Genomic DNA, 25,936 nt, shown 5'->3' with positions numbered 1-25,936 from the left:
AAGACTAAAAGCGGGATGGGATGAAAAATATTTGTCACAACTTTTACAGGAAAATAATTTTTAATGCGTCTGCCCTGCCAACTGCAAACAAATAGTGATAATCTAAAAGGAATTATTATGAGCATACTTTACAAGACAACCCGCTTTGCGGATACTTTCAGTGGTGACAAAGAAACAAATGTACGGGTGCAGCTATTATCATGGGATACGCTGAATACCAAAGCCTTTGTAGAATATCTGGCTTTCAAGAACAACATTTCCAAAGGAGATGCATACAAAAATCTCAGCATGGTATTGGAAGGGATTGAAGCCATTCTGAAAAATGGCAATATTCTCAATCTGGAAGATTTCGGCAGTTTTTCTCTAAACGGCAGTTTCTGTGAAGACAAAGAACCCGGTGAAAACCATCGGGCGGAATCCATAGAGGTGAAGAACGTTGTGTTCAAGGCTGAAAAGCACTTGAAGAAACGGATAGCCGCGGCAGGATTTGAGAAGTATAACCCTGAAAGACATAACAAACGAAAGTACTAGAACGACATGGAATACGACAGAACTTACTCCATCCGAAAAGGTGAATACTTCGCGGATGCACTGAAACGCGCCGGTAAAGACTTTATCCCGACCAATTGTATCATCAACAAGTTACTGCCCGGACTGGGAGCTACGCATTGCGAACTGACAGCACCACGGAAATCTATCATTATCGAGCCTAATGTGCCTGTTATCGAGTCGAAAGCGAAGAAACATAAGAATGCGTTGGCTGTATATAAAGGTGTAACTATCCGGAAAGTGGCTGATTTCCTGGAAGAAAACCGTGATAAGCATTACAAGCTGTTGACCACTCCCGAAGGTTTCACGAAAATCAAGGAAGCGATGCAAGCGGTGGGGATAGATATGTACACAGAATGCTTTATCTTGTTTGATGAATGTGAGAAGTTAGTGCAGGACGTGCATTACCGTGATTCCATCCGCGAACCGATGAACGATTTTTTCCGTTTTCAAAACAAGGCATTGATTTCCGCCACTCCTATCATACCCGAAAAGGACAATCGTTTCGATGGCTTTATGCGGGTATTGATTCTGCCTGACTATGCATACCGCCAAAAGCTGAAACTTATCACTACGAATAATGTACTGGAAACATTGCAGGAAGTAATTGACGCCAAGCGAGGAACGGTCTGCATCTTCTGCAACAGCATCGACTCGATAGACAGTTTTTACCGGTTGATACCTGAATTGAGTAATGCATGTACCTTTTGCAGCGAAGACGGGCAATACAAACTGTGGAAAGGCAACCGACGCAAAAAATCAATGATGATTACCGAACTGGAACGTTACAACTTCTTCACTTCACGTTTCTATTCGGCAGTAGATATCGTGTGCAAGAATCCCCCGCACGTGATTTTCATCAGCGACTTATACGGTGCTGCGCAATCGGTTATCGACCCGGCTACCGAAGCTATCCAAATCATCGGACGTTTCCGCAGCGGAGTAAACAGTGTGACACATATTGCTTCTATCCGCCCGGAACTGGAATGTATGTCTGCACCGGAAATTGACCACTGGATTCAGGGAGCATCCACCGTCTTCAACGGATGGAAGGTGCAACTGGCACGGACATCGAATATAGGAGAACGGACATTATTGCAGGAAGCTATCGGAGAAAATTCCTATCTTCCTTATCTGGACGAGAACGGAAAACCCGACCCGTTTCTGATAGCCAACTTCTATGAGAAGGAACAAGTGAAACGGCTATATACCTCTGCTGATTTATTGTGTAATGCCTATCAGCAAACCAGCTATTTTGAATTCTCACACGAAGAACGCCTTATGCCGGTTTCAGATAATGAGCGCATGGCTATCCAACATCGTCTGGCTAAGAAAAAGCGAGCGGAGCTTATCGTCCGCAAACTGGAAGAGATGGAAAAGATGAGCAGAACTACCGATAAGAAACTACAAAAACGCTATCAACGCATGTTGGGAAATCTCATAACTTCTACTGCTGACAGATATATATACGATTGCTTTTGCCGGTTTGGTGGTGAATTTATCCGTGAATCCGACTATAATGAAAATAAGTTGCGTACAGCATTAAATGTCAGCAGCGAACAATCCATCAAGAAGTCGGGACAGATGAAAACCCGTATCCAACGAACTTTCCCCATAGGGACTGAATTGTCGGTTCAGGAAGTAAAAAGTATGCTCAAGCAAGTATATAAGAAAATGGGACTGAACACCGGACGAGGTATCACGACTAAAGAACTAGAACAATATGCAGAGGTGGAAAATTATAGAAATCATGAAACCAGAACAATCAAAATACTGAAATTCAAATAATTAAAAGAAAAATGCAGTTTTTATTCCGAAAAAGATAAAAACTCCCTATTGATTTTTGCAAACTTATCTTAAAATCAGGCTATTTTTAAAGATAAGGCATTGATAATAAGCTCTGCGACATTTTTGTTTTTCCCCGTATAATACTTAGAATACAAACAAAAATGTCACAGAGAATTTTCCAAGTTATCTAAATGCCTTACTGATGTGACCTGTACAAAACTTATATGTTTACCAGTGTTTTTTACGTCAAGACCATAAAGTTCAGCCTTCCCCCTTAAGTCCGAAGGGGGCATATTCAAAAAAATATCTTATTTTTCAAATTACCCCCTAAAAAATAGGGGTACTTTCAGAAAAAACATATAATTTTGCGCCATCAACCGATAAAAAACAGACCATTTATGTCTAAAATGAGATTTTTTGCATTACAAGAGCTTTCCAACCGGAAACCTTTGGAAGTAACTGCTCCTTCCAATAAACTCTCTGATTATTATGGTAGCCACGTGTTTGACCGCAAGAAGATGCAGGAGTATCTTCCGAAAGAAGCCTACAAAGCCGTGACCGACGCTATCGAAAAAGGTACGCCTATCAACCGCGAAGTGGCAGACTTGATTGCCAACGGCATGAAAAGCTGGGCAAAGTCACTCAACGTCACTCACTACACACATTGGTTTCAGCCTTTGACGGACGGAACAGCCGAAAAACATGACGGCTTTATCGAGTTCGGCGAAGATGGTGGAGTTATCGAACGCTTCTCCGGGAAATTACTTATCCAGCAGGAACCGGATGCTTCTTCTTTTCCGAACGGCGGCATCCGCAACACTTTCGAAGCACGCGGCTATACGGCATGGGATGTTTCTTCACCGGCATTTGTAGTAGATACGACTCTTTGTATCCCTACTATCTTTATTTCTTATACAGGCGAAGCACTGGACTACAAAACTCCGCTATTGAAAGCACTCGCCGCCGTGGATAAAGCGGCTACGGAAGTTTGCCAGTTGTTCGATAAGAACGTGACACGCGTATATACAAACCTGGGATGGGAACAGGAATATTTCCTCGTCGACTCTTCCTTATATAATGCACGCCCCGACCTCTGCCTGACAGGACGGACACTGATGGGACACTCTTCCGCCAAAGACCAACAGTTGGAAGACCACTATTTCGGCTCTATCCCTCCACGTGTCACCGCCTTTATGAAGGAACTGGAAATTGAATGCCACAAGCTGGGTATTCCTGCCAAGACCCGCCACAACGAGGTAGCCCCCAACCAGTTCGAGCTAGCTCCTATCTTCGAAAACTGCAACCTGGCAAACGACCACAATCAGCTCGTCATGGATCTGATGAAACGTATTGCCCGCAAGCATCACTTCAACGTGCTTCTGCACGAAAAACCTTATAGCGGTGTGAACGGTTCGGGCAAGCACAACAACTGGTCGCTTTGTACCGATACGGGTATCAATCTGTTTGCCCCGGGAAAGAATCCGAAAGGAAACATGCTATTCCTCACTTTCCTGGTCAACGTATTGATGATGGTTTATAAAAATCAGAATCTGCTGCGCGCTTCCATTATGAGTGCCAGCAACAGCCACCGCCTAGGAGCCAATGAAGCTCCGCCCGCCATCCTTTCCTGCTTCCTTGGTTCACAACTTTCGGCAACGCTCGACGAAATTGTACGCCAAGTAGGAAACGAGAAGATGACACCGGAAGAAAAGACTACATTAAAACTGGGTATCGGACGTATCCCCGAAATCCTGCTCGATACAACCGACCGCAACCGTACCTCTCCTTTCGCCTTCACCGGAAACCGGTTTGAGTTCCGTGCCGCCGGCTCTTCTTCCAACTGTGCCGCCGCCATGATTGCCATCAACGCTGCCATGGCAAACCAGTTGAACGAGTTCCGTGCGTCCATAGAAAAACTGATGGAAGAAGGAGTGGGAAAAGACGAAGCTATCTTCCGGTTACTGAAAGAGACAATCATCGCTTCCGAACCTATCCGTTTCGAAGGTGACGGTTATTCGGAAGAATGGAAACAGGAAGCTGCACGCCGTGGACTGACTAACATCTGCCACGTCCCGGAAGCCCTGATGCACTACGTTGACAACCAATCTAAGGCTGTACTTATCGGCGAACGTATCTTCAACGAAACAGAGTTGAACAGCCGTCTGGAAGTGGAACTGGAGAAATTTACCATGAAAGTCCAAATTGAAGGACGTGTATTGGGCGACCTTGCTATCAATCACATCGTTCCGACTGCCGTTGCCTACCAGAATCGATTGCTCGAAAACCTTCGCGGGCTGAAAGAGATATTCCCTGCCGAAGAGTACGAAGCGCTGAGTGCCGACCGCAAAGAGCTGATTCGTGAGATTTCGCACCGAGTGACTTCAATCAAAGTACTGGTTCGCGAAATGACTGAAGCACGAAAAGTTGCCAACCATCTGGAAAACTATAAGGAAAGAGCGTTTGCCTACGAAGAAAAAGTACGTCCTTACCTTGACCAGATCCGCGACCATATCGATCATCTTGAAATGGAAGTGGACGACGAAATATGGCCATTGCCTAAATACAGGGAACTGTTGTTTACCAAATAAAATGTCTGCAAGATTGCACGAAAGCTCCCACTTTTGTGCAATCTTTTTATAGATTCGTGTATTTTTTCATTTTTTATTTCTACTTTTGTGCTGTATAACACAGTTTTGTAGCACCCATGGTAAAAATGAACATGTCAGACATCGATATTTCGGAACCGTTATCCGATATGATAGCTCCTTTGAATAATGAGCAAAAGGAGTTTCTGATGAACAATTATACGATACAGACCTACAAAAAGAATGAAACCATCTATTGTGAAGGAGAAACACCATCCCACTTGATGTGTCTTATCAGTGGTAAAGTTAAAATCTTCAAAGATGGCGTAGGAGGTAGAAGTCAGATTATCCGCATGATTAAACCACGCGAATACTTTGCCTATCGTGCCTATTTTGCCAAACAAGATTTTGTGACTGCCGCAGCAGCTTTCGAACCTTCCGTAGTCTGTCTTATACCGATGAGTGCCATCACTACCCTGGTTGCCCAGAACAACGACCTGGCAATGTTCTTTATCCGCCAGCTTTCCATCGACCTCGGTATCTCTGACGAACGTACTGTCAACCTGACTCAAAAACATATCCGCGGACGTCTCGCCGAATCCCTGATTTTCCTCAAAGAAAGTTATGGGTTGGAAGAAGATGGCTCAACCCTGAGTATTTACCTATCACGCGAAGATTTGGCAAATCTTTCGAATATGACTACTTCGAACGCTATCCGCACGCTGTCTCAGTTTGCTACTGAACGACTGATTACCATTGACGGAAGAAAAATCAAAATTATCGAAGAAGAGAAGCTGAAGAAAATAAGCAAGATTGGATAAAACCATTTTTGCACAACCCAGCTTTAAATTGTGAATATATACAAAGGAAATATTATCGCAGATATTAAACGTGGTAACAAAAATGCTTTTAAAAAGCTATTTGACGACTACTTTCCTATTCTTTGTGTATTTTCATTTCACTATGTTGAAGACAAAGAAGTTTGCAAAGACATTGTACAGGAGTCATTTTTATCTTATTGGGAGCGGAAAGAGAATTTCGATGATCTGTTGAAAGTAAAAAGTTTCCTCTATACCGTTACACGAAATAAATGCCTGAACCACTTGAAACACGAACAACTGGACATTTCCCATCTTGTCGAACAGGAAGATACAGACAGTGATCACGAAACTATCATTATTGAACAAGAGACTTACCGGCTCGTGCGCAAAGCGGTAGAAGAATTATCTTCACAGATGAAAAAAGTCATCTTATATTCCATGCAAGGACTTAAAAAACATGAAATTGCTGACAAAATGAAAATCTCAGAAGGTACTGTCCATACGCTAAAGAAAATCGCATATCGCAAACTCAGAGATAAACTTAAAGATATAAATTATATCTTATTGCTCTTTTTATGCAAATAAAATAACTTTTTGATTACCCCGTTTTTTCATTTGGGTTGTTTTATATACAAACAAATCGAAAGAAACGATGAACTCATTCAAAGAAAAATTTAAAATTGCGAAACTACTAGCTTCCATATTCACTCATTCATCGACTACGGACGATACGGAATATCGTGAATGGATAGGCAAAAATCCGGAGGAAAACCAAAGAATAGCCGACCGGATATTGAACCGGGATAATTATGAAGAAAATATCCGCCTGCTGGAAAGCTTCTCTTCAAAAAAAGCATGGGAAAAACTCCATCCTTTATTGGAAGAGAACCCATCCGGTATCTCTTTCTGGAAAAAAAGTCTGAAATATGCAGCACTATTCCTGTTGTTGTCAGTACCTTCTTCCTACCTTATTTATAATTGGATGACAGAAGAACCTATCAGCGAAATCACCCCAGGAATAAGTGGCGGTGAAGTAACTTTAAGTAACGGAAGTACATTCAAGATACCTAGCGGTATCCTTCCCGAAAGTGCGAGTAGGTTTTTCAATATTGACTCCCAAGGAATCAATTACCACTCCCATACCAATAAACCTCAAGTGAAAGAAATTATGAATACCCTTCGCACCCTGCAGGGCATGGAATGTCACATCACCCTCTCAGATGGGACAAAAGTACACTTGAATGCGGAATCCGAATTAACCTATCCTGTTTGTTTCAGCGGACAGAAACGGCTCGTCCAAATAAAAGGAGAAGCTTACTTCGACGTAGCCCCCGATAAGGAACATCCCTTTATCGTACAAACACCGCACACTTCCATTCAAGTGACAGGCACTTCATTTAACGTAAGAGCGTATCCTGATGAAAAAACTGAAAGTACAACATTGGTAAGTGGTAGCGTAAAAATAAACAGCGGCGAAGAAGAGTATGAATTAACGCCGAAGCAACACCTTATGTATAACAAGGAGTCCGGACAAAAAACAATCGCTGAAGTAGATACGACACTATATACTTCCTGGCAATCCGGCTCTTTTATCTTTAAGAATATTCCACTGGAGGAAGTATTCTCATACTTATCCAAATGGTATGGATTCAATTATATATTCGAAGACGATGCGGCCAAAAGGGTAAGGATCGGAGCTAATCTTAACAGGTATGAGAACATGAATCCTATCCTCGACATGATAACAGGACTCAATCTGGTAAATATCAAGCAAAAAGAAAACATATTACACATATCTTATAAGCAATAAACCATTAATACATACTTATAGCTATACATTATGAGAAAACAGGCGCAGCCTTTATTAAAGGCGTTATCTTATCTGAGCAGGAATCTTATAAGAACCTGCCTTTTATACATGTTTGTCCTTTCTTCATTTGCAGTTCAGGCGCAGGAGGATCAGAGAATCTCCGTAGATCTAAGAGGAGAATCTCTGGAATCCGCTATCTGGCACTTACAAAACCAGACGAAATTCGTCTTTATGTATGCGACCGAGGACATTGAAAACATCAGCAACATCAATGTCAAAGCCAAAAACAAAACGATTGCCGAAATCATGGATGAATGTTTGAAAGGAACAAACCTTACTTACGAGATTTCCGGTAATGCCATTGTTATTAAAAAAAGACAAAACCAGCCAACAGCCACTATCACCGGATGGGTACGCGACACGAACGGTGAGCCTCTACCCGGAGCGTCAGTTGTAGCTTGGGGAGTGAGACGTGGAGCGATTGTAGATGCGGATGGAAAATACACATTGACCATTCCGGCACAAGAAGGTTTGACCCTGACTTATTCTTTTATCGGCATGGAAAAGAAAACGATAAAGTATACCGCCAACAAGAAAACAATCAATGTAACATTGAACAACTCCAATACAGAGATAGATGAAGTGGTAGTGACAGGATATCAGAATATACAACGCCGTGACCTGGTTGGTTCCATCACCACTATTAAGGCAAAGGATATCCTGATGCCTTCCTACAATACTATCGACCAAATGCTACAAGGACAAGTGGCCGGAATGATAGTCAACAATACCAGTAGCCGTGTAGGTACTACCCCGCAGATAAAAATCCGAGGTACCAGCACATTGCTAGGAAATAATGATCCGCTGTGGGTAGTAGACGGTATCATCCAAGAGGATTTTTCTGTGAATCTGGACAACGGTGACGTGATGACACAAGATCTGAAAAATATCATCGGTAACCAGATTTCATGGCTCAATCCCGCTGATATAGAAAACATATCTGTACTGAAAGATGCTTCCGCCACCGCTATCTACGGTTCAAAGGCATCCAACGGAGTTATTGAAATCACCACTAAAAAGAATACAACCGATCGCCTGACCGTGAATTACTCGTCCAGCTTCAATATCGGACAGCGTCCCAACTATGGCATGTTCAACTTCATGAATTCACAAGAACGGCTTCAGTTCTCTCAAGAAGCATTCGACTGGGGAGTGTCATATGAACGGCTTCCCTACAAAGAGCCATATACTTATGAAGGGTTATTACGCATGTATCTGGAACATGACATTTCGGAAGCGGAATACAGCGAGGCTTACCGGAACATGGAAACAAGAAATACAGACTGGTTCAAATTACTGACCCGTCGCTCGTTCAGCCATAACCATAATTTGAGCGCTATGGGAGGTACCAACAAGTTTAGTTATTCTGTCTCAGTGGGATATAACAACAGTGAAGGTCAGGAAATCGGCAATGACAACGAACGCATGACCGGACGTATCTCTTTGTTAATGCGCCCGACTCCGAAATTGTCTATCAGTACCACTTTGAATGGAAGTGTGTCAACCACTACAGGATTTGCCGGTGGAGTGAACCCGTTAAGTTACGCTACGACAACTAACCGTATCATCGACCCCGATGCTTATTATCAGCAGCGCACCAATTATGCATACAACAACACACATGAATCTCTTTCATACAATTTCATTAATGAAAGGGACAACAGTGGTTCGAAGTCACGTTCGACCCATATGTCCGCTTCTTTAGACTTGAAATGGAATATTCTTGACTGGCTGACCTACCAGTTCACAGGAGGCTATACGGAAAATAATAATAGCAATGAAAGTTGGATAACAGAACGCACATTCTATATAGCCGACAAATACCGCGGATACGATTACAACTCCGTAGCACCGACCAGTCCGGAATTCAAAGCTGCCCAACTTCCATTCGGCGGACAACTATTCACCAACAATACCAACCAACACTCCTACAACATTCAGAACAAGCTTCAGTTCAGCAAAACATTCAACGAAGATAATCGTCTGAATGCCTTGCTCGGTATGGAGCTCCGCTCTACTACCGGGAAGGGAGTAAGTAATACCGTGTGGGGATATGTGCCCGACAGAGGAGAACGTATCGTCCCTCCCACTTCGAAAGAAAATTTCCAACCCATAGGTAATCCCACTTTCAACAACTGGGGAATTTTAAGCCAACTTTACAGCGGACTATGGAAGAAAACCGACCTTACCAATAATTTCTTCTCCGTATTTGCCACATTCGCCTACTCGTTCAAAAACCGGTATGTAGTGAATGCCAATATCCGTAACGATGCCTCCAACCGCTTCGGTCAGGATATCAACCGACGCATCGACCCGACTTACTCTCTCGGTTTTTCATGGAGAGCTTCTGATGAAGCTTTTATGAAGAAACATATGAAATGGATCACAACTTTGAATTTCAGAGGAACATTTGGTATTCAGGGAAATGCGCTGACCAATTACGGCCCTGAGCTTATCCTGACCCAGAATAATGTGAAACAGGGATATAACCAATATTACTCTACAATCAATCAGATACCTAACCCCTACCTGACTTGGGAACGTACGAAATCATGGAATTTCGGCGTAGACTTGGAACTGTTTCATATGTTCTACATGAATCTGGAGTATTACACCCGTCGTTCGGATGCTCTTATCACCCTGGAACTGCCTTATGAATATGGTATTCCACAAATGAGACAGAATGGTGGTATCATCCATAACCGGGGAGTGGAATATACCTTATCATTCACCCCGCTCCAAAAACGTGACTACGCATTAAGTATCAGCCTGAATGCATCCAAGAACTGGAATAAGGGTGGTGAAACGAAAATAACAACAGACCATAATGGTTTCCTACAAGGATCGGGCTCTTTAATTATCAAAGAAGGATATCCGCTCAACTCTTTCTGGTCCTATTCTTTTGCCGGACTGGACGGAAACGGAAAACCGACATTCAACCTGCTGGACGTTCCTGAAGAACAAAAGAACAAGGATATCGACCCGACTACCTTCCTGGTATACTCCGGTCAGAGAGAACCGTTCTTCACGGGTGGATTGAGTCTGAGTTTCCGTTATAAGTCACTGACCCTGAACACAGGATTTTCATTGTTGCTTGGAAGCAAGAAACGCTTACCCTCTCCCTACAATGATTTCGGTGGTTCAAGGACAACTATGCCCGACCCAGTACTCAATGCGAACCGTGACCTGATAAACCGCTGGAAGAAACCGGGAGATGAAGCACATACCATCATACCAGCATTGCCTACCGGTACGGAAACATTGACTACATTGCCCAACGGAGAATATGCAGAAACTTCCATCCAAATGTGGGAAATGTCGGACGCGATGGTGGTTAACGGTTCTTTCCTCCGTTGCCGTAACCTTAGTCTCACTTGGAGAATGAATCCGGAATGGTGTAAAAAGATTCATGCCAAGAATTTGTCTCTGAACTTCCAGACAAACAATCTTTTTGTCATTGCAAGCAAGCGATTTAACGGATTCGACCCGGAACTGGAGAACAGCATCATGCCACGTAGTTATTCATTCGGTATAAACATCGGTTTTTAATTAATCAAAATAGAATCAGATATGAAACTAAGAAATATATTTTATGCAGCGTCTCTAGTCATCTTTTGTTCTTGCGGTGACTTTCTGGAGCCTAAATCACAAAGTGAATATGTGCCCAAAGACGCAAATGCCTTACAAGAAATGCTGATCGGAGAAGCATATCCTACACAAACTTCAACGGGAGTACTCTCCTTTTTGGAAATATTCAGTGATGACATACAAGAGCAGCAGTTGGAAGGATATACATTTTCTGACAACCACATCAATTCCATGGAAGGACTCGGCGCTATCTTCTGTTGGCAACCGGATATGTTCACTGTTGCCCGGCAAAGAGGTTATGGCTACAGCAATGTTTGGGCGGGACTCTACAAACTCCTGCTGGGTGCCAACGCTGCCATCGACTATATAGATGATGTGTCCGGCACTGAAGAGGAAAAAAACTATGTCGTTGCCCAAGCATTGGGACTGCGCGCTTTTTACTATTATCTGCTTGTCAATTACTTCGGAGCTCCCTACAATTATAATCCACAGGCCTTGGGTGTTCCCTTGAAACTGGACAGTGGGATGAGGGAAGCAGAGAATATTCTCATGACTCGCAATACAGTAGGGGAAATATATGATCAGATTGTAAAGGATCTCAATGAAGCCGAACGCCTGTTCCTCACATTACCGGAAAAGCAACAATACCAACCGGATTATATGGTGAGCCTGCCTATGATAGAATTGCTGAAATCACGCATATATCTATACATGAATAATTGGGCTGAAGCGAAGAAATATGCCGAAAAAGTTATCAAAGACTGGAATTTCACACTGATTGATCTCAATGGTATCTCCCTACCAGATCCCAAACAGACAAATGCCTACCGTGAGTTTACAAACTACCAGTCACCGGAAGTTATCTGGCTGTACGGAAACATCACCGACCTGGTGGCAGCACACACATCACCTTATTTGACAGGGACAGGCAGTAATAACCAAAGAAGAGCTTTCAAGGCTTCAGACAGATTACTTGAAAGTTTCCATGCTGACGACTTGCGTAAAGATCTATACATCGTCAGAGAACTGAAGCAGGATACCAAAAATCCCGATAATAATGAATATTATGATACTTATCTTGCTTTCGGAAAGTTTATGGTAACCAACTCTTCACCGTCAAGTGCGGGAGATTATTTCGCTCTCTCATTCCGAGTGTCCGAAGCTTACTTGAATTATGCCGAGGCATCTGCCATGAACAATGCTGAAGCTGATGCCATTAAAGCAATGAACAGTCTGCTGGAGAATCGCTATACCAATCCGGAATCTTATGCAGACCTCTCAACACTGACAGGAGATGCATTGATTGAACGGATTCGCGAAGAACGCAGAAAAGAACTTTGCTTCGAAGGACAGCGATGGTTTGACCTGCGCAGATACGGAATGCCTTCTTTCACTCGTAAATGGGGAGAGCTGACGTATAAACTGGAAGAAAAAGACCGTTCATACACCATGCCTATTCCAAACGAAGTTTTAGATAAAAACATGCGTCTTGAACAAAATCCGTTAGCCCCCAAGCGCTCCGGCAGTCTATCTAAGTAAACAAATAGCATATTGAACTATAAATAAACTATCAGAGATAATGAAGAAAATATATAATATATGGATGCTGATGTGTTTCCTGGCCTTGTCATCCTGCTACGAAGAAGAGACTATCATTCCGACACATTCAGGAAATACAGGACGTTTTGAATTTCCGCAAGGAAATAACAGTTGGGATAATGAAATCGTTGAAATTTATAAAAAGTTCGGTGTACGGCTTATCTATAAAGATATCATCGATAAAGACTTCACTAAGAGCTGGACGGGCGGTGATGGCAGATTGTATGCTACATTCTACGGCACCGGATGTATCAATGACGAAATGGTACAGTTTTATGTCCGGTTCATGCAAGAACATGTATTTCAATATATAAATCCGCAAATCACGGAAAAAGTGTTCCCAATGTACTGGTATCTTACTTATGACTTCTATTCCGTACTATCATTCATGCCTGTACCTACTGCACAGCTTAATCATTCAGCAGCCACTTTTCTGGATGCCTGGCTCACCTGTTTTTGGGGAACAGAACATACAGACCCAAAATACGGCGGCATATCCGACCCGGTTTCAGCATGGAAAAGTCCGGTCAGTGGGAATAAAGACAGTTATACCAAACGTCGATATGACATCCTTTCTTGCATATTGACAGGAGCTATTGACAGAGGAAATATCGTGATTCCGGAAGAGTTTGATACGGGATTCGATCATGGCACAAGGCTGGTTACCGGTGATACCGAGAAGGATAAAGCAAATCCGAACCACTATTTAAACAGAGGTTATCCCGGAGTCATAAATTCTACAAGTCTGGATTATGCCAAGCCAAGCTCACTCGCACCAAATGCAAAAACGACTTTTCTCAATTACATGGGGTTGTCATTACGCCTGACCTCTGCAGAACGAGAAGCACTGTTTCCTTCAGCAGACTATCCGTTTATCAAAGGAAAGTTCGATTATATACAACGATATATGAAGGAGCAATACAATATTGATTTGGAAAAGATTGCCAATGGACCGGAAAATTGGGAAATCACTCCTTATCCGGCATTCGCCTCTCCTACTCCTAATGAATAAAAACTGTCATATCAACAATATGAAAATAGTCAAAAACATACTATTTATCTTATTCCTCTTGTGCGTAACTAACGCATGGGGAGAAGACGGATTACAAATCAAAGGTAAAATAAGAGTTATCAAACCTGCCGCCTTACAAGTGAAAGATTTGAACGGAAACACTATATTAAGCTGTACAATCAATACTGACGGATTTTTTTCCACCGGAAAGAAAGACATAGTACCTGACGTGTATACGCTTTCTATCGGTGACATGACACAGAATATCTATCTGGAGAATAATCCGATTACCATCAACGGATATTTTGATGCTACAAAACCGGAAAATACTTCACTCTCTTTCACTGGCATCGATCCGTTTCTTACGCTTCAGAAATACATACCCGAAGATAACCAACGGCAGAAGAAAAAAATATCTCCTTCCGTTCAAGGTAAACTGACACCCGAAATGGCGGCAGCATTGGCGTATCTGGTCAACACGGAAGATTACTCCTCCAACAAAATGCTGTTGGACATGATACCGGAACAAGCAAGAAACTCTTTGTCCGCCCAATGGCTTGTAAAACGAATGAATACTCTTTCACGTTATATTCCGGGAGCACAATGCCCTGATTTTACTTTTGAAAACGCCAACGGGCAGAAAGTCAGCCTGAAAGATTTTCGCGGAAAAATCGTTGTGTTGGATTTCTGCGCTTCCTGGTGCGCTCCATGTCGCAAAGAAATGCGCAGCCTGCTAAAGATATACAATGAATTGAAAGGGGATGACCTCGAGTTTATCAGTATCTCTCTGGACAGCGAAGAAAAAAACTGGCGAAAAATGTTGGAAGAAGAAAAACTTCCCTGGATCATGCTTTGGGATAAGGAAGGATTTCCCAAGAATAACCAACCTAACCAAATTCAAGCAGCCTATGGTTTTTTCTCCATTCCTTTCCTTGTGGTCATCGACAAGGAAGGAAAACTTCTGGCACGGAAAATACGCGGAGAACAAGTACGCAAGGCTATCCTGGAAGCACGAAAATAAGTATGTATCATCAATTATAACTCATCAATAATGAAGAAATTTGTATATTTGGCCGCTTGCTGTTTAATCAGCATGACAGGCTCCGCCCAATTAGTAAAACAAAAAGCAGAAAAAATAAACAAACAATCAGAAATGGACTGGTTCAACTGCTCTTTCGACAAAGATAGTGTATACGGAGCAGAAGTAAACAAAGCCTATGAATATCTGACAGCCAACAAAAAGAAAGCTAAAAAAAGGCCGGTTGTTGCCATGATAGGCGGTGGAATGGATGTAGAGCATGAAGATTTGAAACATGCCATCTGGGTGAACCGCAAAGAAAAGCCCAATCAGAAAGATGATGACAAGAACGGACTGGTGGACGATATCAACGGTTGGAACTTTATCGGTGGAAAAGACAATCAGGTCATGGAATCTTTGATGCGTGAAGGTGACCGTGAATTTTTCCGATTGAAAGATAAATATACCGGTTATATTTTTGACGGAAAGAAATATTATAAGATCATAGACGGAAAGCGTCAAGAAGTTCCTGCTCCCGACGATCTGGAAATGTACAGATATTATCGCCATAAGATAACACCGGAATCCCCCATTGCAGAAGCTTATAACAGTTTGCAGTTTTCATATGTCATCCAAGAATACATGGATAAGTTTGAGCAACAAATGAAACAAAAATTCCCGAATCAGGAACTTACGATGAAAGAATTCCAGACTTGCTATGATCCTAAAGCCGAACGTGACAGTATCTCGGATGTGGTCTATGTATTTGCCGCTTACGCCTTCAGTATTTATAGGACAGACAAGTGGGAAATTGTCCGTGAGAAAATGAAAAAATCGGCAACGGATGCTGTCAACTCTTACAATTCCGCCATGAAAAGATATAGTGACGACCACCGTAAAGAAATCGTAGGAGATGATCCCATGGATATCAACGACACTCATTATGGCAACAATGTGCTGTTGACATCGGATGCCGCCTCCGAAATACTTAAGGCTGGGGTAATTGCCGCCAAACGCGACAACGGTATAGGCAGCAACGGAATTGCCGATAATGCCGAGATCATGACATTGCGTGTTCATCCGGGTAAAGGAGAACCTTACTTGAAAGATATAGCACTTGCCATCCGATATGCGGTAGCGCATGGAGCAGACATCATCACTCTTCCCGAACAAAATTCACTATATCCCGAGCCACAGAGACAATGGGTGGCAGACGCCCTGAAGGAAGCTGAAAAGAAAGGAGTATTGGTGATTGTTCCGGTATGGGATTTATCCAGAGACATGGACAAAGAGGAATTCTTCCCGAACCGTAAAATGACTAAAGACGGTGAACTGACTAATCTGATGGTAGTAGCTTCATCTGATGAAAAAGGAAATCCGGTAATGAATACCAATTATGGCGCAACTACCGTAGATCTCTATGCTCCGGGAACGAATATATTGTCTTCATACATGGGAGATACGTACCAAAAGGCAACAGGTGAAGGGCTTGCCACAGCCACAGTAGCAGGAGTGGCTGCTTTATTGAAAACCTATTTCCCGAAACTGACCGGTTCACAACTTCGTGACATTCTGCTGAAAAGCGTTACCTCACGCAAAGGTGTAGAGGTAGAGAAAGGAATCATTATCAAAAACAAGCCTTCACAAGACCTGTTCCTTTTCGATGACTTGTGTATCGCCGGTGGTATAGTGAATGCCTATCAGGCAATTCTTGAAGCTGAAAAAGTTGGTAAATAAGAAATTATAGAAATGAGACACATTTTCATAACAGGAATTATCATCGTTTTTGGGGCAATAGCTCCTTTATTCGCTCAACAATACAAAGCAGTCATTCCTTATCGGATAGTGGGTGGAAAGATGATTGTGGAAATGTCGGTAAATGGCAAGATGCGCTCGTTTGTCTTCGATACCGGGGGACGGACGGCGCTCACTGCCCCGGCATGCGAAGCCTTGCAACTGACGGTCACAGACTCAATAAAAGTGACTGACGTCAACAGTAAAGACAACTATTACCGGATGACACGCATCGAAAACCTGACAACGCCTGACAAGGGAATCAATTTCACCAATGTGCCTTCGCTCATTATCAATGAAGTAAAAGGCTGGAAATGTTTCGGCACAGAAGGAATCATAGGAAGTGATTTATTCGCACATATGATTATCACCATCGATTCAGAAAAGCAGAATATCACTGTTACATCAGCCGAGAAACCTTCCACAGTATCTCTGCGTAAAATGCAGGGATTTGTTAAAAATAGCAGCATGCCTATTGTTCAGATGCAGATCACGCCGGTCAGTAATCTGCCTGTTCTTTTCGATACCGGTAGCCCGAGCTTGTTATCATTGAAACAAAGTGATTTTGAACAGTTAAAACAGGAAGTATCTTTGGACGTACTTTCCGAAGGATATGGCGAAGGAAATGTCGGAGTAGGCGGGCAAGCGGCAAAAGCTTCTTCCTACCGCGTCAGAATCCCGTTAATTTCTCTGGGCCCCACTAAATTCCGTAATATAAAAACTACCACCAATACTCATCCTTATACTTTGCTGGGAGTCAAATTGCTGGAATATGGCAAAGTAACCATCGACTATCCACGCAAAAGATTCTACTTCGAATCCTTTCAACCGGAAAATGAGATAAATGACCAGTTCCATAACTTCAACCTGACAGTGAAGGAGGGCGATTTACTCGTATCCACTGTATGGAGTAGCGCTAAAGGGAAAGTAGAAGTAGGAGACAAAGTAATAAAGATTAATGGAAAACCAGTCAGAAAATATGACTTCTGTGAAAGCATCCTGACAGGGATACCGGAATTGAAAGTAAAAAAACAAAGTAAACTAACCCTTCGGACAGCTTCCGGAGAGGAAAAAGACATTGTGTATAAAAAAGAATGATATGAAAGACAAAGGGATATTAACCAACGTATACCTGATATTATTTTTATATTGCGTTGCTCCTGTAGCCAATGCACAAATCAGGAACAAGGTATGTGACACAATCCACTATGAGTTTATTAAAGATAAAATTATCATCCCCGTTACTGTCAACAATGTAAAAACCAAATACTTGGTCGATACTGGTGGAAGAACCGGAACTATGAGAAATGCCGCAGCAAAAATGAAAGCAGTCTCTGCGGGATATAAACAAATCGCAGATATAAACACTCAGTCAAACAGCTTCCAAGAAGCATATATTCAAGATATTACTATCGGAGAACAGTATAAGCTCAACCAATTGAAAACATTGGTATTTCCTCATAATCCTTTTCTTGAAGAACTAGGAGTAGCAGGTATTTTGGGAGGAGATGCTTTTGCACAATCAGTCATCACATTTGATTCGCGTTCACAAATTATGGTCATCAACTACCCTTATCGCCCCGAACGGTTGAAGGTGAACGATGGGACTCCATTAACCGATGATAATAATTATTCCAAATTCAAGATACGGATAGGAAGTGCTGAAAAAAACATTTTGTTTGATACAGGGGCACACGGCTTCCTGCTCTACTCTAATAATGACCTTGAAAAGTTACAGACCGTCTCCGGTTCAAAAACCGTTAATCATGGACATGGCATTATCGCTGCCGGTATTGCGGGATTGGGAACTCCTGTTGACATAAAGAAAGTGGTTGTACCTTCCATACACATATTAGGAAAGGATTTCACCAATGTAGGTAGTGTCACCACAGTGATGAGCGAAACAATTATTGGAGTGGACTTGTTGAAATATGGTAAAGTGATTATCGATTATATGCGAAAACTCATCTATTTTTTCCCTTACAATGAAGAAGCAACAGATATGAAAGGAGCAGTCCCACTGTGGAACGTAAATGTGCTGCCACGTAACAAACGATTTGAAGTCACTACTGTATGGGACAGCATAAAAGACAAAGTAAACATTGGAGACGAAGTTGTCAACATCAACGGAACTTCATTGGAAGGTTGTCCGATGACACAAGAAGCTGTAGAGAAAATCATGGATGCCATTCCCGGTGAAACCGGATACATTATAGTCAGAAAAGAGAATAAAGAAAAAAGAATTGAAATCAAAAAGGAGAAATAAATTCTAAAATCAAAGAATATGAAACAAATAATATACTCGTTTTGCCTGCTTTTCATGCTTGGTTTGACCGGAATTCTTCAGGCGCAGACACAAAATAGCATGACAGAAGTCATTCCATTCAAAACAATTGACGGCAAGATTATCGTCGAGGTCATTGTCAATGGTGAACCGGCCGATTTTGTACTGGATCTGGCAGGACATAACGCACTACTTCCCGAAGCTGTCAAGAGGTTACATATCAATACGGAAAAAAACGGTTCTTTCAAAAGTTATGATGATTTTGTATTCAAAAAAGTACCTGTAGAAAATGTATATGAGATTGAGACACTGGCTATCGGCAATAACACATTCAGCAATAATCTACCAGTGTTTATCCTAAAAGAAGAACCTTATTTGCGTAAACTTGGTGTAGAAGGAATTTTGAATTCTTCTCTCTTCCGTTCTTCTGTACTGACTATTGACCTGAAACGGAAAAAACTGACCATTACTCAGCCTTATCGTCCTTCATATATAAAACTGAATTATCGTTCGGACTTTGACATTGTCACGGGATTGGGAGCAGTATGTCCCATTTCAATTCAAGGTAAATCCGTCTCTTTCGTACTTGACACTTGGAACGAAAACATCATCAACCTAACTGAAAAAGATTTCAATGAATGGAGTACTTCACATACTAAAGGTACTCCTCAAAAAGTATCCGACGGTTATAAGGAAGCCAGCTATGAAGAAGAGAGTCTGCTCCTTCCGGAAACAATGTTTGTAAAAACTAAAATAGAGAATGCTCTCGCTGTTAGAAATCCTTTCTTAAAGCGTTCTGTATTAGGGAAGGGAATATTGGAACAGGGTATTATTTCCATTGACTATATTCACCAGAAAATATATTTCCAACCATTTGACTTCGCTCCTATCCCCGAATCGGAAGCAAAAGTAACGGAAGTCAAAATAGAAAACGGCAAGATGAACCCGATTACCCGCCAATTCTTTCTGGAACATATTTTTGATTACCGGACAGGCAATGATTTCGTTTATAATGGAGACAAGCCCGTGGTCATCGACTTTTGGGCAACTTGGTGCGGTCCTTGCATGAGACTGCTTCCGAAAATGGAAGAACTGGCTGAAAAGTATAAGGGCAAAGTCATGTTCTACAAAGTGAATGCGGATAAAGAGAAAGACTTGTGCAAACATTTCGGAATACAGGCATTGCCGACTCTTTTCTTTATTCCGGTGAGTGGCAAGCCTATCGTCGAGGTCGGAGCTACTCCGGAAAAGTATGTACAGATTATTGAAGAACAACTCTTGAAATAAAAAACTCTCTTAAATTACATAACTATGTTAATCTAAAACTTTAACTAAAAGCCGGAATCAATCCCGGCTTTTTTTATTTCCATATAATTGGAACTTATCATTTAAACAAGTACATTTGTCCTGTCAAATTTATTTATAACTTAACACACATTATTGACCATGAAGAAAAGTATTTCTCTTCTTCTTTTGTCTTTGCTGATGATTACCCCCAGTTGTCAAAAGCCAAAAGAGGCGGCGAACGAGTACAACATCGTTCCCAAACCCAATCAAATTATCCCGAGGGAAGGGCGTTTCGAGTTAAGCAACAAAGTCAGGCTGGTTGTTCCGCCCGATACTCCCGAAGTGAAAGACATTGCCGACAGTCTGGCCGGACGGTTGAAACTGACAGCAGGAATTACTTTAAAAGAAGCTGATAGCGCAGACGGCAAACAGGCTATCTGTTTCGTCATGGAGAAAGGTATGCCGAAAGAGGGGTATAAACTTTCCGTCACTTCCAACCTCATCACAGTGACTGCCTCTCAGCCGAATGGATTTTTCTATGGAGTGCAAACCCTTTTCCAACTTCTCCCTACTGCCATCTACGGAAAACAACTGGATAAAAAAGCGGACTGGTCAGTTCCTGCCGTAGAAATAGAAGATGCTCCCCGTTTTGTTTATCGCGGACTGATGCTGGACGTTTGCCGCCATTATGTACCGATAGACTATATTTATAAGTTCATCGACCAACTGGCCATGAATAAGATGAACACTTTCCACTGGCATCTGACAGACGATCAGGGTTGGAGAATCGAGATAAAGAAATATCCGAAACTAACGGAAATCGGTTCCAAGCGTGAAAAGACGTTGGTAGATTATTATTATGTAAACTATCCACAAGTATTTGACGGAGAAGAGCATGGCGGATATTACACGCAGGAACAAATCAAAGATGTAGTAGCTTATGCCGCAAGCAAGTATATCAATGTTATCCCCGAAATAGAAATGCCGGGACATGCGTTGGCTGCCCTCGCTTCCTATCCGGAGCTGTCTTGTGATTCTACGCAGGCGTATAAGGTATCTCCTACATGGGGCGTATTCGAACAAGTATTCTGCCCGAGCGAAACGACTTTCAAATTCTTTGAAGGGGTAATGGATGAGGTAGTGGAACTCTTCCCCAGCGAATACATTCATATCGGCGGTGACGAATGTCCCAAGACTGCCTGGAAGAACAGTGCTTTCTGTCAGCAGTTAATCCGTCAGCTAGGCTTGAAGGACGATGTGACTCCGAGCAAAGTGGATGGCGTGAAGCATAGCAAAGAAGATAAATTGCAGAGTTATTTCGTGACCCGTATGGAGAAATACCTGAACGGCAAAGGACGTAACATCATCGGTTGGGATGAAATTTTGGAAGGCGGACTGGCACCGAATGCCACCGTCATGTCATGGCGTGGTGTAGAAGGCGGGCTGAACGCTGCCAAAGCAGGGCATAATGCCATTATGACTCCGATGCCATATGCTTATCTGGATTTTTATCAGGAAGATCCGGCTATTGCTCCGACTACCATCGGCGGATATACGACTCTGAAAAAGACATATAGCTATAATCCTGTCCCGGACGATGCCGACGAGTTGGTAAAGAAACACGTGATTGGCATGCAGGGGAATCTCTGGAGAGAATATATGAAAACTTCCGACCGTACGGATTATCAGGCTTTCCCTCGTGCGATGGCTATCGCAGAAACAGGCTGGACACTGGATGCCAACAAGGACTGGAAAAATTTCTGCGAACGTATGGTCACGGTGTTCGAGCGTCTGGAAATAATGAATACGAAACCTTGCCGCAATTTTTTCAACGTAAACGTAAATACGCATGCTGATGAATACGGCCCTTTAATGGTACTTTTAGAATCTTTCTATCCGAATGCGGAAATCCGATATACAACGGACGGCAGTGAACCTACCTCAACTTCTACTCTGTATGAGCAGCCTTTCGTACTCGAAGGGAATATTGACCTGAAGGCTGCTGCCTTCAAGGACGGTAAGATGCTGGACAAGGTTACCCACAAGCCATTATATGGCAATTTACTGGCAGGAAAACCGTTTACTGTCAATTACAAAATGGGATGGACGGGCGACATTTTCGACGAGAACGATGTAATGGGAGCTGACAAGACTACCTTCGGATTAACGAATGGCAAACGGGGAAACAATGCTTCATATAATCCATGGAGCAGTTTTGCTATCACGGAAGGGAAAGATCTGGAATTTATTGTGAATTTGAATCAATCGACCCAGGTAAGCAAAGTTGTTTTCGGCTCTTTATTTAATCCTGCCATGAGGATGCTTCCTGCCGGCGGAGTTGCCGTAGAGGTCTCGGCTGACGGAAAACAATATACACAGGTAGCACAGAAAGAGCTGAAGCATGATTGTCCGCAAACCGGAAGAATCGCTTTCACTGATTCTATTGAATTTGAACCGGCTCAGGCTACTTTCCTGAAAGTGAAAATACAGAGTGGTGGCAAGTTGCGTAACGGCATTGATTTTGAAAAGAACAATGGGCCGGAGATTATTCCTGCCGAGTTGTGGATTGATGAAATTGAAGCTTATTAAGCATAGCTAATTGATAAATAAAAATGAGACTGTCTTACCGTAATTTAGACAGTCTCGTTTTTTGTTTGTATAGAAAAAATAAATACTCCATGATAGGATTCAGAGCCCTTGCCGCTAAATGAGCAAGAACACTTCCCTTAACTTTAGCTGCGTTAAATATATTTGCCGTTCTACCGTATGGACAGATATATTCAGTTTGTTGGCTATCTCTCTATGGCTTTTGCCTTTAAAACGGCTGAGTTTAAATATGCTTCTTCTACGTTCAGGAACAGTTTCCAACATTATAAATATGTTTTGCAGTATTTCCCGACGGTATATGTCCGCCCAGAAATTATCACTATTTGCCTGTTCATAGGATGGAAACTCCTGTATAAAACGCTCTCTATATTCCAGTTTTATCCGTTGATGCTTGAGAATGTTTAAAGCTATATTTTTAGTCATAACCAAAAGATAGGAGTCTAATTTCCGCTCATTGTTCAACCAGATTTCCTGTTGTTCCCAAAGTTTGATAAACACTTCCTGTGCCACATCTTCTGCATCACACTCTGATTTCAACAATCTGTACGCGTATTTTCTTATTTTCGAAAAGTTCGCATAATAAAACACTGAAAATATTTCTTCTACTTGGTTACTGTTATCTATCATGGTAATAAATATTTTGGTGACGTAGGTAAAACCCATCACTTTGAAGAACACAAAAATAGCCCCAGCATTACCTCGTATTCTCACAGATACTCGAATAAACCGGGGCTTCCCTTGTGTATTACCAATACCTATTTCACATTATTATGTAAAAAAGTCTTTTATTTTTTATCGAAGCGGACATTATGTTCCCAACGTCTGATAAGACCGTCACCCGCAGTCATATCACGATTTTGTCCGGTAGCGTCTCTGAATGTGTTGCCTTCACCCTCATCCAATGGCCATAGACCAATCAAATTCGGGTTCTTCGGATTTACTTCAAAGAACATGTTATTCTGAATTTCTGCTTCCGAACGGGCGTAGCTCCAGAAACGTACCTGGCTCATTCCACATTCAGCCGGGAAATATGTGGAACTACTGGAAATCATCTGCAAGCCATTGATTACCATTCCACCTTTCGGAGCGGGAACCTGCTTTCCTGCCACACGCACTCCGTCACGATAAATAATAAGTTCACTTCCGTTATAAACAATAGCCAAATGATACCATTGGTTGGTATTCCAGTCTCTTGCAGTCTCTGTTCCACCGTCACCATGAGCCTTAACTTGCAAATAGTTGTAAGGACGATTGGCATCACCAAATCGAACATAGACCTCATTATTGGCACGAACATTGAAGATAGCCTGATTATTTTTATTCAAGTTACTCATGCGCACCCATGTTTCCAACGTGTAAGTTTCTACAGAAACACCCCAGTCTGTTTCCGGATCTGTCTGCACATTTTCTGAACCACGAGGCTTCATCACCGGAACAGATACATTCAACGGCTTGGACAATACATAAATAAACCGACCTTGTGCAGCAGACTTTGTCACATTACCTTTCAAGACATTACCCAATGCCAAGGGAACGGCATAAGTAATACCATTCGTAGCAAAGTCGTCAATGTGCAACTGGAAATTGGCACTAATTTCACCGGCAGGAATAGTCACCGTAGCATCCTGTGGCAGTTGTTCCGCCGGCAATGCTTCATACTCTGTACCATTATTTTCATTATAACCTGCAATTATTTCCGGAGCAAATCCGATTTCCACTTCTACATCTTCCGCGAGCTTCTGCGCCAGACGCACTGTAACATTGATATCCGCACCACCATCCATAGTGATTGTTGCAGCTTTGGCTGTTCCGGCAGCGTCTGCAATATACAGACTATTTCCCTGCGCTTTGTAGTCTGCATTATCGCATCCCATAAACAGGAATGCCGACAGTGCAATTACAAGACTTGATAAATAGATATATTTCATAACTTTTATGCTTATAAGATTCATTTAACCGTTATTTATTCTTATTCATCGCCATTGGATGTGCCATTCAGACGATCATAATAGATACTGTAAAGAGTCGTAATACCTTGGCGCAAGAAATAATATTCCGGAGAACCGTCATAGTCTCCCTTGCCCTGATTATAGTCGAAACCACAACGATAAAGGCCACAACCGCCAATCTGCTGGTCAATATTAACCGTTTCTCCTTTCACGTTATATGTTCCTTTATAAATATAGTTGGCCATTGTGGACAAAAATCCTCCACCGGTGCTGGCATAAGACTCAAAATTTTCGGTTGTAATAGTTCTGCGGACAATTTCTTCAGGCGTTATGATTCCCTGCTGAATCCAGTCATCCATATCACGGAACACTCCTTCTATTCTCCAATCAGACATTCCGCCATAAGCTTGCAGCACAAAATAGTCCACATAGTAAGAGAGCCATTCTTTATCCATACCAGTACGGACTCCAATCTCACCGTCAATCAGAAAAAGAAGACGCTTTTCCGGCATGGGGCGGTCACCGCGGTCACGTTCGGGATCCATTGCGCCATGTCCGAACCAATAAGAAAGTTCTTCCACGAAAATGGTCCTTTGTACTTTATTAGCCCAAAGCTGACCGGCTCCCATTCCACCACCGGGTTCATAGTCCCAGTCATAGCCATCATAGCCACATTCCAGGCAAGCTCTGTAAAGGTCTTCCGCATAAGCCTTGATGGCAGGACGTACCACTTCCGGATCCCGACTGGTTCCTGCTGTATGATAAATTTCCTTGTCCGGCAGGTCATCCCCGATGTTCTGCGAGAACAGTGTTACTACTACTTTCGTCCCTTTCACTTTCTGTACATATTCCATATCAGCTCTTCTTTCGGGAGTCAATTCGAATTTCGGATGACCTCCCCAGTTGGAAGCAATCGTTACCGAATCCGGCAAACCACGCAGACTAGTTTCACCCGTAGGCGTAATACCGGTCCAACTGTCAAACCATACGAACACCTGTGGCAATCCCGGTGTCTGTTTCCACTCACGCAAAGCGGCATAGTATTCATCCGTCTTGACGGTTCCGTTCAAGTCAACGTTATTGATAGATTCTACATCCGTACAGCTTGCCGCAAACAGCGCAACCGCAAACGAGAATCCTATAGTCTTGATATTTTTCATTTTCATATTCTTGAAATAATTTAAA

18 protein-coding genes are annotated in these 25,936 nt (G+C 42.4%); 15 read left to right on the top strand and 3 right to left on the bottom strand.

Going from position 1 to position 25,936, the window contains the following annotated elements:
- Positions 1-117 precede the first annotated feature (117 nt).
- From AB5443_RS22290 to AB5443_RS22220, 15 genes are all read left to right on the top strand, one after another.
- Positions 118-531 (top strand): HU family DNA-binding protein, encoded by a 414-nt coding sequence (locus tag AB5443_RS22290; RefSeq protein ID WP_022139856.1) that lies wholly within the window; start codon positions 118-120, stop codon positions 529-531.
- 6 nt (positions 532-537) lie between these two features.
- Positions 538-2,337 carry a hypothetical protein gene (locus AB5443_RS22285; RefSeq protein ID WP_368114499.1) on the top strand — a complete coding sequence of 600 codons (1,800 nt, stop codon included), beginning with the start codon at positions 538-540 and terminating at the stop codon, positions 2,335-2,337.
- Between the two features lie 398 nt (positions 2,338-2,735).
- A complete protein-coding gene (locus AB5443_RS22280) occupies positions 2,736-4,925 on the top strand; it encodes a glutamine synthetase III (RefSeq protein WP_368114498.1) in 2,190 nt (729 codons plus the stop codon).
- Positions 4,926-5,041: 116 nt separating this feature from the next.
- Positions 5,042-5,743 carry a Crp/Fnr family transcriptional regulator gene (locus AB5443_RS22275; protein WP_073347808.1) on the top strand — a complete coding sequence of 234 codons (702 nt, stop codon included), beginning with the start codon at positions 5,042-5,044 and terminating at the stop codon, positions 5,741-5,743.
- A 30-nt stretch (positions 5,744-5,773) separates the two neighbouring features.
- Entirely contained in the window at positions 5,774-6,328 is a 555-nt protein-coding gene (locus AB5443_RS22270) for an RNA polymerase sigma factor (protein WP_368114497.1), read from the top strand.
- Between the two features lie 67 nt (positions 6,329-6,395).
- The gene (locus AB5443_RS22265) at positions 6,396-7,553 is read left to right on the top strand and encodes a FecR family protein (RefSeq protein ID WP_195405976.1); all 1,158 of its coding nucleotides are present in this window, start codon (positions 6,396-6,398) and stop codon (positions 7,551-7,553) included.
- Between the two features lie 30 nt (positions 7,554-7,583).
- Positions 7,584-11,162, top strand: coding sequence for a SusC/RagA family TonB-linked outer membrane protein (locus tag AB5443_RS22260; RefSeq protein WP_044655070.1), 3,579 nt, complete (start codon positions 7,584-7,586; stop codon positions 11,160-11,162).
- A 21-nt stretch (positions 11,163-11,183) separates the two neighbouring features.
- The gene (locus tag AB5443_RS22255; RefSeq protein ID WP_368114496.1) at positions 11,184-12,740 is read left to right on the top strand and encodes a RagB/SusD family nutrient uptake outer membrane protein; all 1,557 of its coding nucleotides are present in this window, start codon (positions 11,184-11,186) and stop codon (positions 12,738-12,740) included.
- Between the two features lie 40 nt (positions 12,741-12,780).
- Positions 12,781-13,812, top strand: coding sequence for a hypothetical protein (locus AB5443_RS22250; RefSeq protein ID WP_368114495.1), 1,032 nt, complete (start codon positions 12,781-12,783; stop codon positions 13,810-13,812).
- A gap of 19 nt (positions 13,813-13,831) precedes the next feature.
- Positions 13,832-14,833: a peroxiredoxin family protein gene (locus AB5443_RS22245; protein ID WP_368114494.1), complete on the top strand. Its 1,002-nt coding sequence runs from the start codon at positions 13,832-13,834 to the stop codon at positions 14,831-14,833.
- A 30-nt stretch (positions 14,834-14,863) separates the two neighbouring features.
- The gene (locus tag AB5443_RS22240) at positions 14,864-16,567 is read left to right on the top strand and encodes a S8 family serine peptidase (protein ID WP_368114493.1); all 1,704 of its coding nucleotides are present in this window, start codon (positions 14,864-14,866) and stop codon (positions 16,565-16,567) included.
- Between the two features lie 12 nt (positions 16,568-16,579).
- On the top strand, positions 16,580-17,722 hold the full coding sequence (locus AB5443_RS22235; RefSeq protein ID WP_368114492.1) for a hypothetical protein: 1,143 nt from the start codon (positions 16,580-16,582) through the stop codon (positions 17,720-17,722).
- Between the two features lies 1 nt (position 17,723).
- Positions 17,724-18,890, top strand: a complete 1,167-nt coding sequence (locus AB5443_RS22230; RefSeq protein ID WP_368114491.1) for a hypothetical protein — start codon at positions 17,724-17,726, stop codon at positions 18,888-18,890.
- 54 nt (positions 18,891-18,944) lie between these two features.
- On the top strand, positions 18,945-20,195 hold the full coding sequence (locus AB5443_RS22225; protein WP_368114500.1) for a thioredoxin domain-containing protein: 1,251 nt from the start codon (positions 18,945-18,947) through the stop codon (positions 20,193-20,195).
- A gap of 159 nt (positions 20,196-20,354) precedes the next feature.
- Entirely contained in the window at positions 20,355-22,784 is a 2,430-nt protein-coding gene (locus AB5443_RS22220) for a beta-N-acetylhexosaminidase (RefSeq protein ID WP_368114490.1), read from the top strand.
- A 114-nt stretch (positions 22,785-22,898) separates the two neighbouring features.
- On the opposite strand, the gene AB5443_RS22215 is transcribed toward AB5443_RS22220, so the two are convergent.
- The 3 genes from AB5443_RS22215 to AB5443_RS22205 form a co-directional block, all read right to left on the bottom strand.
- Positions 22,899-23,429: an RNA polymerase sigma-70 factor gene (locus tag AB5443_RS22215; RefSeq protein ID WP_022139870.1), complete on the bottom strand. Its 531-nt coding sequence runs from the start codon at positions 23,427-23,429 to the stop codon at positions 22,899-22,901.
- A 158-nt stretch (positions 23,430-23,587) separates the two neighbouring features.
- Entirely contained in the window at positions 23,588-24,730 is a 1,143-nt protein-coding gene (locus AB5443_RS22210) for a DUF1735 and LamG domain-containing protein (RefSeq protein WP_044654413.1), read from the bottom strand.
- Between the two features lie 41 nt (positions 24,731-24,771).
- On the bottom strand, positions 24,772-25,917 hold the full coding sequence (locus tag AB5443_RS22205; RefSeq protein WP_022139872.1) for a glycoside hydrolase family 18: 1,146 nt from the start codon (positions 25,915-25,917) through the stop codon (positions 24,772-24,774).
- Between the last annotated feature and the right edge of the window lie 19 nt (positions 25,918-25,936).

This window comes from Bacteroides sp. RTP21281st1_H5_RTP21281_210402, from assembly GCF_040918965.1.
Classification (GTDB): domain Bacteria; phylum Bacteroidota; class Bacteroidia; order Bacteroidales; family Bacteroidaceae; genus Bacteroides; species Bacteroides congonensis.
The sequence above is the reverse complement of the archived record's forward strand: the minus strand, read 5'-3'. Positions and strand labels throughout refer to the sequence as shown.

What these genes read in the sequence shown, in the direction of transcription:
- AB5443_RS22290 (WP_022139856.1), top strand. Translation starts at nt 118, where the DNA reads ATGAGCATACTTTACAAGACAACCCGCTTTGCGGATACTTTCAGTGGT.
- AB5443_RS22285 (WP_368114499.1), top strand. Translation starts at nt 538, where the DNA reads ATGGAATACGACAGAACTTACTCCATCCGAAAAGGTGAATACTTCGCG.
- AB5443_RS22280 (WP_368114498.1), top strand. Translation starts at nt 2,736, where the DNA reads ATGTCTAAAATGAGATTTTTTGCATTACAAGAGCTTTCCAACCGGAAA.
- AB5443_RS22275 (WP_073347808.1), top strand. Translation starts at nt 5,042, where the DNA reads ATGGTAAAAATGAACATGTCAGACATCGATATTTCGGAACCGTTATCC.
- AB5443_RS22265 (WP_195405976.1), top strand. Translation starts at nt 6,396, where the DNA reads ATGAACTCATTCAAAGAAAAATTTAAAATTGCGAAACTACTAGCTTCC.
- AB5443_RS22260 (WP_044655070.1), top strand. Translation starts at nt 7,584, where the DNA reads ATGAGAAAACAGGCGCAGCCTTTATTAAAGGCGTTATCTTATCTGAGC.
- AB5443_RS22255 (WP_368114496.1), top strand. Translation starts at nt 11,184, where the DNA reads ATGAAACTAAGAAATATATTTTATGCAGCGTCTCTAGTCATCTTTTGT.
- AB5443_RS22250 (WP_368114495.1), top strand. Translation starts at nt 12,781, where the DNA reads ATGAAGAAAATATATAATATATGGATGCTGATGTGTTTCCTGGCCTTG.
- AB5443_RS22245 (WP_368114494.1), top strand. Translation starts at nt 13,832, where the DNA reads ATGAAAATAGTCAAAAACATACTATTTATCTTATTCCTCTTGTGCGTA.
- AB5443_RS22240 (WP_368114493.1), top strand. Translation starts at nt 14,864, where the DNA reads ATGAAGAAATTTGTATATTTGGCCGCTTGCTGTTTAATCAGCATGACA.
- AB5443_RS22235 (WP_368114492.1), top strand. Translation starts at nt 16,580, where the DNA reads ATGAGACACATTTTCATAACAGGAATTATCATCGTTTTTGGGGCAATA.
- AB5443_RS22230 (WP_368114491.1), top strand. Translation starts at nt 17,724, where the DNA reads ATGAAAGACAAAGGGATATTAACCAACGTATACCTGATATTATTTTTA.
- AB5443_RS22225 (WP_368114500.1), top strand. Translation starts at nt 18,945, where the DNA reads ATGCTTGGTTTGACCGGAATTCTTCAGGCGCAGACACAAAATAGCATG.
- AB5443_RS22220 (WP_368114490.1), top strand. Translation starts at nt 20,355, where the DNA reads ATGAAGAAAAGTATTTCTCTTCTTCTTTTGTCTTTGCTGATGATTACC.
- AB5443_RS22215 (WP_022139870.1), bottom strand. Translation starts at nt 23,429, where the DNA reads ATGATAGATAACAGTAACCAAGTAGAAGAAATATTTTCAGTGTTTTAT.
- AB5443_RS22210 (WP_044654413.1), bottom strand. Translation starts at nt 24,730, where the DNA reads ATGAAATATATCTATTTATCAAGTCTTGTAATTGCACTGTCGGCATTC.
- AB5443_RS22205 (WP_022139872.1), bottom strand. Translation starts at nt 25,917, where the DNA reads ATGAAAATGAAAAATATCAAGACTATAGGATTCTCGTTTGCGGTTGCG.